Annotated in this window: 12 protein-coding genes and 1 pseudogene; 9 read left to right on the forward strand and 4 right to left on the reverse strand. The window is 70.6% G+C overall.

From position 1 onward, the window contains the following. Positions 1–5 precede the first annotated feature (5 nt). Positions 6–923: an oxidoreductase gene (locus ACIQI8_RS24710; RefSeq protein ID WP_402354573.1), complete on the reverse strand. Its 918-nt coding sequence runs from the start codon at positions 921–923 to the stop codon at positions 6–8. Positions 924–1,041: 118 nt separating this feature from the next. Between ACIQI8_RS24710 and ACIQI8_RS24715 the strand changes: the two genes are divergently transcribed. Then, positions 1,042–1,650: a TetR/AcrR family transcriptional regulator gene (locus ACIQI8_RS24715; RefSeq protein ID WP_402355962.1), complete on the forward strand. Its 609-nt coding sequence runs from the start codon at positions 1,042–1,044 to the stop codon at positions 1,648–1,650. Between the two features lie 41 nt (positions 1,651–1,691). On the opposite strand, the gene ACIQI8_RS24720 is transcribed toward ACIQI8_RS24715, so the two are convergent. From ACIQI8_RS24720 to ACIQI8_RS24730, 3 genes are all read right to left on the reverse strand, one after another. Continuing rightward, positions 1,692–2,081, reverse strand: a complete 390-nt coding sequence (locus ACIQI8_RS24720) for a MarR family winged helix-turn-helix transcriptional regulator (protein WP_402354575.1) — start codon at positions 2,079–2,081, stop codon at positions 1,692–1,694. Positions 2,082–2,163: 82 nt separating this feature from the next. Further along, positions 2,164–2,514, reverse strand: coding sequence for a VOC family protein (locus ACIQI8_RS24725; RefSeq protein WP_402354577.1), 351 nt, complete (start codon positions 2,512–2,514; stop codon positions 2,164–2,166). A 195-nt stretch (positions 2,515–2,709) separates the two neighbouring features. After that, the gene (locus ACIQI8_RS24730; RefSeq protein ID WP_402354579.1) at positions 2,710–3,741 is read right to left on the reverse strand and encodes a LacI family DNA-binding transcriptional regulator; all 1,032 of its coding nucleotides are present in this window, start codon (positions 3,739–3,741) and stop codon (positions 2,710–2,712) included. Positions 3,742–3,940: 199 nt separating this feature from the next. On the opposite strand from ACIQI8_RS24730, the pseudogene ACIQI8_RS24735 reads away from it, so the two are divergent. The 8 genes and pseudogenes from ACIQI8_RS24735 to ACIQI8_RS24770 all read left to right on the forward strand — a co-directional run bounded on the left by ACIQI8_RS24735 (position 3,941) and on the right by ACIQI8_RS24770 (position 11,981). After that, positions 3,941–5,964, forward strand: a pseudogene (locus tag ACIQI8_RS24735) (beta-galactosidase). Positions 5,965–6,096: 132 nt separating this feature from the next. Then, a complete protein-coding gene (locus ACIQI8_RS24740; protein ID WP_402354581.1) occupies positions 6,097–7,656 on the forward strand; it encodes a glycosyl hydrolase 53 family protein in 1,560 nt (519 codons plus the stop codon). 197 nt (positions 7,657–7,853) lie between these two features. Then, positions 7,854–8,141 (forward strand): ArsR family transcriptional regulator, encoded by a 288-nt coding sequence (locus ACIQI8_RS24745; protein WP_402354583.1) that lies wholly within the window; start codon positions 7,854–7,856, stop codon positions 8,139–8,141. Between the two features lie 61 nt (positions 8,142–8,202). Further along, complete coding sequence (locus tag ACIQI8_RS24750) at positions 8,203–9,165, forward strand: SMP-30/gluconolactonase/LRE family protein (RefSeq protein ID WP_402354585.1); 963 nt, start codon at positions 8,203–8,205, stop codon at positions 9,163–9,165. Between the two features lie 203 nt (positions 9,166–9,368). After that, positions 9,369–9,866 (forward strand): fluoride efflux transporter CrcB, encoded by a 498-nt coding sequence (gene crcB, locus ACIQI8_RS24755; RefSeq protein ID WP_402354587.1) that lies wholly within the window; start codon positions 9,369–9,371, stop codon positions 9,864–9,866. After that, positions 9,863–10,237, forward strand: coding sequence for a fluoride efflux transporter CrcB (crcB, locus tag ACIQI8_RS24760; protein ID WP_402354589.1), 375 nt, complete (start codon positions 9,863–9,865; stop codon positions 10,235–10,237). Before crcB (ACIQI8_RS24755) ends, crcB (ACIQI8_RS24760) begins: the two co-directional genes overlap by 4 nt. 71 nt (positions 10,238–10,308) lie before the next feature. Then, a complete protein-coding gene (locus ACIQI8_RS24765; RefSeq protein ID WP_402354591.1) occupies positions 10,309–11,145 on the forward strand; it encodes an undecaprenyl-diphosphate phosphatase in 837 nt (278 codons plus the stop codon). 158 nt (positions 11,146–11,303) lie between these two features. Then, positions 11,304–11,981: a FadR/GntR family transcriptional regulator gene (locus tag ACIQI8_RS24770; RefSeq protein ID WP_402355965.1), complete on the forward strand. Its 678-nt coding sequence runs from the start codon at positions 11,304–11,306 to the stop codon at positions 11,979–11,981. Positions 11,982–11,984: the final 3 nt, after the last annotated feature.

Below are 11,984 nucleotides of genomic sequence, written 5' to 3' on the forward strand. Positions count from 1 at the left end.
CGCCGTCACGCGGTGGCGGCCGCGGCGGGCTGGGGGAACGTGACGCCGGTCAGTTCCTCGGAGGCCGTCCACAGGCGTCGGGCCGAGGCCGGGTCGCTGGCCGCGGAGGAGCGGCCGACCAGGGTCGGGGCGCCGCGCATCTCGGCGAGACCGTCGGGGCCCAGGTAGCTCGCGCCGGGCAGGTCCTGCGTGGCGGCGTACAGGGTCGGCAGCGCGCCGGCCTTGTTGTCCTGCGCCACGAAACGGTTTCCGAGCCGCATGAAGGCGCGGCGCAGGGCGCTGCCGTCATGGCTCTGCAGATTGGTGGCGGCCCAGCCGGGGTGCGCGGCCAGGGCGCGCACAGGTGAGCCCGACTCGCTGAGGCGGCGCTGGAGTTCGAGGGTGAACAGCAGGTTGGCCAGCTTGGACTGGCTGTATGCCGTCATCGGGGCGTACTCGCCGGTGAGGTCGAGGTTGTCGAAGTGGATGTACGGGCTGCCCGGCATCTTGTGCGCGCCGGACGCCACCGTCACCACACGGTCGGTGATGTGCGGCAGCAGCAGGTTTGTCAGAGCGAAGTGGCCCAGGTGATTGGTGCCGAACTGCGTCTCGAAGCCGTCCTTGGTGCGGGACTCCGGGATGTTCATGACGCCGGCGTTGTTGATGAGCAGGTCCAGGTCGCCCTGCCAGTCGGCGGCGAACTCGCGCACGGAGGAGAGGTCGGCCAGGTCCAGCCGGCGCACCTCCACGCTGCCGTGCACGCCCGCGGCGGCGGCCTCGCCGCGCTTCGGGTCCCGTACCGCGAGCACCACGTGGGCGCCCGCGGCGGCCAGCGCTGCGACGGTGGCGATGCCGAGACCGCTGTTGGCGCCGGTGACGACGGCCGTGCGGCCGGTCTGGTCGGGGATGTCGGTGGCGTTCCACTTGCTGGGGGAAGTAGTCATGTCAGCCAATGTAGGCGCCGACAACAATGCTGTCAACGACAACAATGGTGACGTCGCCAACAATGATGGCACCGGCAACAATGTAGGCAGTGCGTACGTGGTCGATACACTGGCGCGTATGCAGACCAGTCCTCGTCCTTACCATCACGGAGACCTGCGCGCCGCTTTGCTGGCGCGCGCCGAAGAGACCCTCCGGGAGAAGGGGGCCGCCGCGCTGTCGCTGCGCGAGCTGGCCCGGGATGTGGGTGTCAGCCATGCCGCGCCGAGCCGTCATTTCAAGGACAAGCAGGCGCTCCTGGACGCGCTCGCGCTGGTCGGCTTCGAGCGGATGACCTCGGCGATCGAGGAGTCACAGGCCGACGCCGGGGAGACCTTCCCGAAGCGGCTGGACGCGGTGGTCCGCACATACGTGGGCTTCTGCCTGGAGAACGCCGTGCTGCTGGACCTGATGTATTCGATCAAGCACGACCCGGCGGCGTCCGCCGCCCTGCGGGAGGCCACCCGGAAATGGTCCGAGATCATCGAGCGGCTGGTGGTCGACGGGCAGCGCGAGGGTGAGGTGCGGGAGGGTTCCGTCGAGCGCGTCGGCATCCCGATCTTCGCGACGCTGCACGGCTACGCCGACCTGGCGGCGAACGGCATGCTCGCCCCGGAGATCACGGAGCACGGGTTGGACGAGGTGATCGCGTTCATGCTGCGGGGCGGCGCACCGGACGGGCGCGCTTGAACGGACGTCGCCCGTGAGGGGATTCAGTCCCGCGCCGCGGATCACTCGTCCAACATGCGGGCCAGCGCGGCCCGTTGGATCGGCAGCACCTGTGCGTGCAGATCGCGGCCCTTGCCGGTCAGGGTGACGAACACCCCGCGCCGGTCCTCCGCGCAGACGGAACGCTCCAGCAGGCCGTCCTTCTCCAGCCGGCCGATGAGCCGTGACAACGCGCTCTGGCTGAGATGGACGCGGCCGACGAGGCTCTGCACCCGGCACTGGTCGCCCTCGCGGGGCGCCTGGGACGCGAGGACGTCGAGCACCTCGAAGTCGCTCGCGCCCAGGCCGTGCGGGTGCAGGACCCGGTCGATCTCGCACATCGTGCGGGCGTGCACGGACAGGATGTCCCGCCATCTCTCTTCGAGCCGGGCGTCGACGGTGTTCGCTGCCATACCCGCACGGTAACACCGAATCGGCCATTCGTTGAGTGTGCAACTAGTGCGGGTGCATGCAGTGCGGGCCCGGCCTCGGAGTTCAGGCGACCGGGTCCTGGAGCAGTCCGACGAGATTGCCGTCCGTGTCCTTGACGAAGGCGATCAGCCGGCCGTTGCCCACGTCCTGGGCGTCCTGCAGTACTTCCGCGCCCGCCTCCACGAGCGCCGCGAGCCGCCCCCGGATGTCGTCGACGTGCCAGTACGGCACCGGCCCGGTCATGCCCTTGGCGTGCCCGTTGGGGTCGAGCCCGATGTCCTGCCCCGCTGCCTTGAAGCCGACGTAGTAAGGCTCGTCGGCGTAGGGCTCCACTTCGAGCAGGGCGCTGAACAGGGCCTTCGCCCGGGCGATGTCCTTGACGGGGTAGATGATCGTCTGCACACCGGCAGTCATGGCGAACTCCTCCGCGTGGATGGTCCGACGGTTTTCGTCGGTGGTTTCACGCTAGGGCGGGGGAGGGGCCGCCGGCTTCTCGGAAACTGACCGGTTGCCGCGGGGCGCCGACGCGCTGCTGCCCGTATGACCACGTCCTGCACCCTGTACGACCACGTCCTGTCCCCCCGCAGGACCACGACCGCGGTGCGTCCGTCAGGTCGACTCGCGCCGGATCAGCTCCGTCGGCAGGATCACCGCCGCCGGGTCCTCGCCGCCGATCTGGGCGAGGAGCACCCGGACCATCTCGGCGCTGATGCGGTCCCAGGGCTGGCGGATGGTGGTGAGTTCGGGCCGGGCGGACACCGCGGCGGGGGAGTCGTCGAAGCCGCCGACCGCGACGTCCTGCGGGACCCGCCGCCCGGCGCGCTCCAGCGCCGTGAGGACACCCTGGGCCATGAGGTCCGAGGCGACGAAGACCGCGTCCAGGTCCGGCACTTGGGCGAGCAGCCGCTCGGCACCGGCCTCGCCGCTGGCGCGGCTGTAGTCACCGGACACGACGAGCCGTTCGTCGATCTCGATGCCCGCCTCGGCGAGCACCTCCTTGTAGCCGGCGAGGCGCTCCACACCGCCGGGTGTGTCGAGCGGACCGGTGACCACGCCCACCCGGCGCCGGCCCAGGGAGAGCAGGTGGCGGACCATGTCCCGCGCGCCGTCCCGGTCGTCGGCGGCCACGTAACTCACCTTCGAACCGCCCCCGATCGGCTTCCCGCAGGCGACCAGCGGCACGCCCGCCTCGCGCAGCTCCTCGGCGACCGGGTCCCCGAAGTGGCTGGAGACCAGCAGCACCCCGTCGACGTGGCCCGCCGTGATGTACCGCGTGATGCGCCGCCGCTCGTCCTCGGTGCCCGCGAGCATCAGCAGCAGCGGGATGTCGTGCGCGGCCAGCGCCTGGGTGCAGCCGCGCAGCAGGACGTTGAAGTTCGGGTCCTCGAAGAACCGCTCCTGAGGCTCCGTCAGCAGAAAGCCCACCGAGTCCGAACGGCCGGTGATCAGCGAACGCGCGTGCCGGTTCACGACGTACCCGGTCCTGCGGATCGCGGCGTTGACCGCCTCCTGGGCGGCCGGGCTGACGTAGTGCCCGCCGTTGAGCACCCGTGAAACGGTCCCGCGCGAGACTCCCGCCTCACGGGCCACGTCATGGATCGTCGGCGGTCTGCGTCGGCCCCCCGTGTTGCTCATGGTCATGACTTTACGGCCCCGGAGGGCGGATCGAGATGCCGGAACCGCTGGATCGGGTGAGGGTCTGTCCTGGGGCTGGGAACGTGCACAGTATGCAACGGATATGAACCCTTGTCAGTGGCCGAGGTGGTGCGGTTATTGTGTGGACGCACCGCTACCCCTCTGTGTGTACGTTCCCAAATTCTTGACCCATCGGGAGAGCCCCATGCCGGAGACCACCCCCAAGGGCCTCGCCAGATTGGCCTTCGGCGGGGACTACAACCCCGAGCAGTGGCCGGAGCGCCTCTGGCCCGAGGACGTCCGGCTGATGCGGGAGGCCGGCGTGACGATGGTGAGCGTCGGGATCTTCTCGTGGGCGCTCCTCGAACCCGCGCCGGGGGGGGGTACGACTTCGGCTGGCTGGACCGCCTGCTCGACCTGCTGCACGACAACGGCATACGCGTCGACCTCGGCACCCCGACCGTCGCCCCGCCCGCCTGGTTCTACCGCGTCCACCCCGAAGCGCTGCCGGTCACCCCCGAGGGCGTGCGCCTGGAGTTCGGCTCGCGCGGGGCCATCTGCCACAGCAACGCCGACTACCGCGCCGCCGCCGCGACCATCACCACCCGCCTCGCCGAGCGCTACGCCGCCCACCCGGCCCTCGCGCTGTGGCACGTCCACAACGAGTACGGCGTCCCTGTCTCGGCCTGCTACTGCGACTCCTGCGCGGCCCACTTCCGCCGCCGGCTGAGGACGACGTACGGAACCGTCGAGGCCCTCAACGAGGCCTGGGGCACGGCCTTCTGGGGCCAGTGCTACGCCGGCTTCGAGCAGATCAACCCGCCCCGCGCCACTCCGACCGTCGGCAACCCCGGCCAGGCCCTGGACTACAAGCGCTTCGCCGACGCCACCATGCGCGAGAACTTCGTCATGGAGCGGGACATCCTGCACCGCCTCGCGCCGGGCATCCCGGTGACGACCAACTTCATGGCCGCCCTCAGCCAGTGCGACTCCGTCGACTACTGGGCCTGGGGCCGCGAGGTCGACCTCGTCACCAACGACCACTACCTGATCACCGACGGCCGCCGCACCCACGTGAACCTCGCGATGGCGGCCGACCTCACCCGCTCGGTCGCCGGCGGCGCTCCCTGGCTCCTGCTGGAACACTCCACCTCGGGCGTGAACTGGCAGCCGCGCAACCCCGCCAAGGCCCCGGGTCAGATGGCCCGCAACTCCCTCGCCCACGTGGCCCGCGGCTCCGACGGCGCCATGTTCTTCCAGTGGCGCCAGTCCCGGCGCGGCGCCGAGAAGTTCCACTCGGCGATGCTCCCGCACGGCGGCACCGAGACCCGCGTCTGGCGCGAGGTCGTCGAACTCGGCGCCGCCATCGACTCGTTGACCCCGGTCCGCGGCACCCGCACCGAGGCGGACGTGGCCGTCCTGTGGGACTGGCACTCCTGGTGGGCGCAGAAACTCCAGTGGCGGCCGAGCGAGGACCACGACGCACGCGAGCGTGCCGACGCCTTCTACGCGGCCCTCTACGACCGGCACCTGACCGTCGACTTCGCCCACCCGGAAGCCGACTTGTCGAGGTATCCCCTTATCGTCGTGCCCGCGCTCTACCTGATGACGGAAGTGGCCGGGAACAACCTCAAGGAGTACGTCGAGAACGGCGGCACCCTGGTCGTCTCGTACTTCTCCGGCATCGTCGACGAGCACGACGCCGTCCACGAGGGCCCGGTCCCCGGCGCACTGAGGGACGTACTCGGCCTCACGGTCGAGGAGTTCGCGCCCCTGCTGGAGGGCGAGACGACGCGGATCACCGGCCCTGACGGCTCCGAACTCAGCGGTGACGTGTGGACCGAGTTCGTCGTCCCGGGCGGAGCCGAGACCGTGTGGACCTACGCCGACGGCCCGGCCGCGGACCACCCGGCCGTCACCCGCCACCGGCTCGGCGAGGGCGCCGCGTGGTACGTCTCCACCCGGCTCGGCGCCGAGGGTCTGGACGCGCTGCTCGGCTGGGCGAGCGAGGACGCGCGCCTCGCCCCGCGCGCCGACCTGCCCCCGGACGTCGAAGTGGTGCGCCGCACGGGCGAGTCGGGCCGCTTCCTGTTCGCGATCAACCACACCGCGTCGGACGTCAAGGTGCCGTTGGACGCGCCCGGCACCGAGTTGCTGACCGGTGAACGCGCCGCGGGTCGCCTCGCGGTCCCCGCGGGAGCCGTCCGGGTCCTGCGACTCGACGGCTGAGCCGACTCCCTCCGCCCGCGCGAGCCGAGTGCCGCGGGCGGAGGGGACCCCGTACACCGGCTCCTCCCCGAACCCGGGCCGGGCGTGCGGGCACCCCCATCCCCATGCATGTCGAAGGGACGACGGACGACGATGTTCCATCCCAGACGCACCCTCAGGGTCCTGCTGCTGCCGCTCGTGGCCGGGCTCGCCCTCACCGCCCTGCCCGCCCAGACCGCGACGGCGGCGAGCACTCTGACCAACGGCGGGTTCGAGTCCGACGGAGCGGCCACCGCCGTGCCAACCGGCTGGTCCGAGTACGGCGACACGGGCGCCTCCTACACCGAGTCCGGTGGCCACGGCGGGAGTTACCGCCTGTCCCAGTACTCGGCCGCTGCCTACAAGGTGGAGACCTACCAATACCTCTCGGGCCTGACCAACGGCACCTACACGCTCACCGCCTGGGTCCGCTCCGGCGGCGGGCAGAACTCCGCCTACATCGCCCTGAAGAACTGCGGGAGTTCGGACCAGCGCACCGATCTGCCGGTCTCCACCAGCAGTTGGGTCCGCATTGTCACGTCGATCAACGTGACCAACAACCAGTGCACCATCAGCGTCAACAGTGACGCGAACGCAGGCAACTGGATCAACATTGACGACCTGACCTTCACGTCCGGTTCGACCGGACTGTCGATCAAGGGTTCCGACATCTCCTCCCTCGCCAAGAGCGAGGCCAAGGGCGGTGTCTACAGGACCAGCTCCGGCACCACCGGCGACGCGGTCACCCTCCTCAAGAACGCCGGCATGAACTACGCGCGCCTCAAGGTGTGGGTGAACCCGGCCGACGGCTACAACGACAAGGCGCACGTGCTCGCCGTCGCCAAGCGCGTCAAGGCGGCCGGCATGAAACTGCTGGTCGACTTCCACTACTCGGACACCTGGGCCGACCCGGGCAAGCAGACCAAACCGGCCGCCTGGGCCACGCACTCGTACAGCCAGCTGAAGACGGACGTCTACAACCACACCTACGACGTGCTCAACGCCCTCAAGGCGCAGGGCACCACGGCCGACATGGCGCAGGTCGGCAACGAGATCAACGGCGGCATGCTGTGGTCCGACGGGTCCACCAGCAACTGGTCGCAGCTCGCCGGGCTGATCAACTCCGGTTACAGCGCGGTCAAGGCGGTCTCGTCGAGCACGCAGGTGGCACTGCATCTCGCCAACGCCGGCGACGACGCCACCGTGCGCTGGTGGTTCGACAACGCCAGGACGTACGGCATCACCTACGACGTGATCGGGCTGTCGTACTACGGGTACTGGCACGGCTCGCTCGCCGCCGCGCAGACCACCCTCGACGACGTGGCCGCCCGCTACGCCAAGCCCGTGTTCATCGCCGAGACGGCCTACCCCTTCCGGCTCGACAGCGAGGACTCCCTCGCCAACCAGATCGACACCACCGGCGAACTGGTCACCGGCTACCCGGCCACCACGGCAGGGCAGTTGGCGTGGATGAACGCGGTGGCCGACATCGTGGAGGCGGTCCCGAACGGCCGTGGCCTCGGCGTCTTCTACTGGGAGGCGACCTGGACCGCGGTCACCGGCAACGGCTGGGACCCGGCCGACTCCACCTCAGGCAACGGCTGGGAGAACCAGGCCCTGTTCGGCTACGACGACAGGGCGCTCCCGGCGATGGCGTGGTTCAGCCACCGCTGAACCACGAGGAGGGGGTCCGGTCGCAGGGGAGCGGCCGGGCCCCCGCCCGTATGTCCGGCACCGGGAGCCCCCGGCCGCGGGCGGTCCGGGCCGCCCGGTCCCGGACAAGGCTCGCCGAGTCCCGGACACGGCGGCCTCGACTGCGGGAGAGTGGGAAGACGCGCGATATGCGGCGGTCCGTCCGGGAGGAGGACGAGATGTTGAGGACTCCGGTCAGTGAGCTGCGTCTGGGCATCCTGGAGTGGCTGAAGGACCCGGTCGCGAACTTCCCGCCGCAACCGCACGGCGACCGCGCCGAGGACGGCGTCACCGCACAGGCCGTCGCGGCGAAACTCGGTGTGCCCCGCAAGGTCGCCGACACCCACCTCGGCCTGCTCGCGGCGCTCGGTCTGGTGCGCACCCGCAGGATCCGCCGGCGCACCTACTACCGGCGCGACGAGATGCGGATCGCCGAGGTCGCGCGCATGTTTGAGAAGGGCTGGTAGCGGCGGGTTGACGAAGGCCGTTGGCGAGCCCGCCGGTGAACTCTCCGAAGGGCAGGCGCACATGAACCGTCCCACGCCACTCGTCCCGCTCCGCTATCTCGACATCGGCGGCCGGGGCCCCGAGGACGTGGTCGCCGACTCCCGCGGCCGTGTCATCACGGGCGTCGAGGACGGCCGCATCCTGCGCGTCGACGGCCTGGCGGACTCCGCCGAGGCGCGCGTCGAGGTCCTCGCCGAGACCGGCGGCCGGCCGCTCGGCCTCGAACTCCTGCCGGACGGCGCGCTGTTGGTATGCGATGCCGAACTCGGCCTGCTGCGCGTCGACCTGACGGACGGGGTCGTGCGCATCCTCGCCGACTCGGTGCTGGGGGAGCCCCTGCGGTTCTGCAGCAACGTCGTCGCGCTGGCCGACGGGAGCGTCTGCTTCACCGTCTCCAGCCGCCGCTACGGCTTGGACCAGTGGATCGGCGATCTCGTCGAACACACCGGCACGGGCCGACTGTTGCGCCTCGCGCCGGGCACGGAGAGACCCGAAGTGCTGCTGGAGGGGCTGCAGTTCGCCAACGGCCTCGCACCGAGCGCCGACGAGTCCTTCCTGGTCGTCGCCGAGACCGGCGCCTGCCGCCTGACCCGCTACTGGCTCACCGGCGCGAAGGCGGGTCACGCCGAACCGTTCGCCGAGAACCTCCCGGGCATGCCCGACAACCTCTGGCGCGGCGGCCCTGACGACCCGATCTGGGTGTCCCTGGCCGGCCCCCGCATCCCGCCCCTCGACCTGCTGCACCGCGCGGCCCCCGCCGTCCGCGCCAGAGCCGCCCGCATCGCCGTCCGGGCCCCCTTCCGCCCCACCGGCACCATCGGCGCCCTCGCGATCGACGACTCCGGCACCACCGTCCATCACCTGGCCCGCCGCCACTCGGGGTTCCGCATGGTCACCAGCGTCTGCGAGGCCGCGGGACACCTGGTGCTGGGCAGCATCTGGGAGCGCGGCATCGCGGTGTGCGAGCCGCCGGTCCCGAAATGACCCCGGTCCCGAAATGACCCCGGTCCCGAAATGACCCCGGTCCCGCCCGGGCGCTAACCTGATGCCCGGTCGCGGGCACGTCCCGCGGCGCGGCGGTGGGGCCCGCCGTACCCGAACCGCGGCAGCGTTGCCGCCAACGGTCCCTACTTGCGAACGAGCGGTGCCCGTATGCCCGGGCCCAGGCGAGTAGGAGACGCACGACCATGACAGCCCCGGAAGCCGAGAGCCTCCGCACCCGCCCCGAGACCCGCCGCCGGGCCGACTGGCGGGGCCAGGCCCCGATCGTCGCGATGGTCGCCCTCGGCGGCGCGATCGGTGCCACGGGCCGCTACGCACTGGCCCTGTGGTGGCCCGCCCAGCCCGGCGGATTCCCCTGGGCGACCTTCTGGACGAACGTCGTCGGCTGCGCCGTCATAGGTGTCTTCATGGTGCTCGTCACCGAGGTGTGGACCACCCGGCGCCTGCTCCGCCCGTTCCTCGGGACCGGCGTGCTCGGCGGCTTCACCACCTTCTCGACCTACGCCGTCGACATCCAGAAACTCGTCGACGCCGGCCACCCCCGCACGGGTCTGGCCTACCTCGCCGCGACCCTGCTCGCGGCGCTCACGGCGGTGTGGCTGGCCGCGACGGTGGCCCGCCGCGCCCTGAAGTGGCGGCGCAAGCCCACCACATCGGACACGAAGGGTAAGAAGTCGTTGTGAACTGGCTGCTCGTCGTCCTGGGAGCCGTGGTCGGCGCGCCGCTGCGCTACCTCACCGACCGCGCGGTGCAGTCCCGGCACGACTCGCTCTTCCCCTGGGGCACCTTCGCGGTGAACGTGTGCGGCTGCCTGATCCTCGGCACGCTCACCGGCGCCGTGACCGCCGGGGCCGCGGGCTCTAATCTGCAACTGCTCCTGGGCACAGGCCTGTGCGGGGCCCTGACGACGTACTCGACCTTCTCGTACGAGACCCTGAGGCTCACCGAGACCGGCGCGGGGCTCTACGCTGCCGCCAACGTCGTAGGCAGTGTGATGGCAGGGCTCGGCGCGGCATTTGTCGGGGTTTCGGTCGCCCAGGCTCTCTGGGGTTAGGTCAGCGACCCCACTCGGGCGTAGTAAGACTGTCTACAGCACTGTCGACCAACTCCTCAGAACTGGATTCCATGAGCGTCATCAATGTCGGTCAGGCCGTCGTCCTCGGAGTGGTCGAGGGGGTGACCGAGTTCCTCCCCGTCTCCTCGACCGGGCATCTGAAGATCACCGAGGGGCTGATGAACATCCCCGTGGACGACGACGCCGTCGTCGGCTTCTCGGCCGTCATCCAGGTCGGCGCGATCGCCGCCGTGCTCGTGTACTTCTTCAAGGACATCGTGCGGATCATGTCCGCGTGGGGGCGTGGGCTGGTCAACAAGGAGGAGCGGTATCACCACGACTACAAGTTCGCGTGGTGGGTGATCGCCGCGACGATCCCGATCGTGATCGTGGGCCTCGCCGCGAAGCCGCTGATCGAGGGGCCGCTCGCCTCCCTGTGGGTGGTCGCGGGCTCGCTGATCGTCGGCAGTGGCGTGATGTGGGCGGCGGACCAGATGGGTCGGCACAAGCGCGGTGAGGACGACACCACGTTCAAGGACGCGATGCTGGTGGGCGGTTCGCAGATCCTCGCCCTGCTCTTCCCCGGCTTCTCCCGCTCCGGCGCCACCATGTCCACGGCCCTGATCCTCGACCTGGACCGCGTCGCCGCCACCCGGCTGTCCTTCTTCCTCGGCATCCCCGCCCTGACCGGCGCCGGCATCTACGAGCTCAAGGACGCCCTGGGCACGGGGGTGGGCGCCGCGCCGCTGATCGTCGGCACGGTCGTCTCCTTCGTCGTCGCCTACGGGTCCATCGCCTGGCTGCTGAAGTTCGTCGCCAAGCACTCCTTCAACGCCTTCGTGATCTACCGGATCATCGTCGGCGTACTGCTGCTGGGGCTGTTGAGCGCGGGCGCGATCAACAGTTGACCGCCACCGGGGCGTGGCGCCGTTCTCCGGCGTCGCGCCCCGCGCATGTCACCGCTCGCTTCCCTTGACAGCTCCCACCCGCCACCCGCAGGATCACTCCCGTGAACCTGTCAGACAGCCAGACAGCCAGTCAGGGCGGCCCCCGGCGCATCAGCGCCATGGAGGCGGTGCTCGGACACCTGCGTGCCGCCATCGAGCGCGGCGAGTACGGGGTGGGGGACAAGCTGCCCTCCGAGGCGGAGCTGTGCCGCACCCTGGAGGTCAGCCGGCCCGTGCTGCGCGAGGCCCTGCGGGCCCTGCAGACGATGGGCCTGACCGTCTCCAAGACGGGCAAGGGCACCTTCGTCGTCGCCACCACGGTCGAGGACCCCACCTTCGGCGACTACGCGGCCAGCGACCTGCTGGAGGTGCGCCGGCACGTCGAGATCCCGGTCGCGGGCTACGCGGCCAGGCGCCGCACCCACGAGGATCTCGACCATCTCACGCACCTGCTGGACCGGATGGAGCGGGAGACCGACACCACCTCGTGGGTCGCCCTCGACACGCTCTTCCACCTCGCCGTCGCCCAGGCCGCCCAGAACCCGGTCTTCCGCCGGGTGATCGAGGAGATCCGGGACGCTCTGGCCCGTCAGTCGGCCTTCCTGAACGAACTGGGCGGGCGCCGCGAGCAGTCCAACCGTGAGCACCGGGCCATCGTCGAGGCGCTGGTCGACGGTTCCGAACCCGACGCCGTGGAGGCCATGGCCCACCACCTCGACCGCGTCGAGACGACCCTCACCGACATCGTGCGCGCCACGCGCGCGGACACCCCCACGGAAGGCGGACCCGAGGCGTGAGCG

Source organism: Streptomyces sp. NPDC092369, assembly GCF_044755245.1.
Lineage (GTDB): Bacteria > Actinomycetota > Actinomycetes > Streptomycetales > Streptomycetaceae > Streptomyces.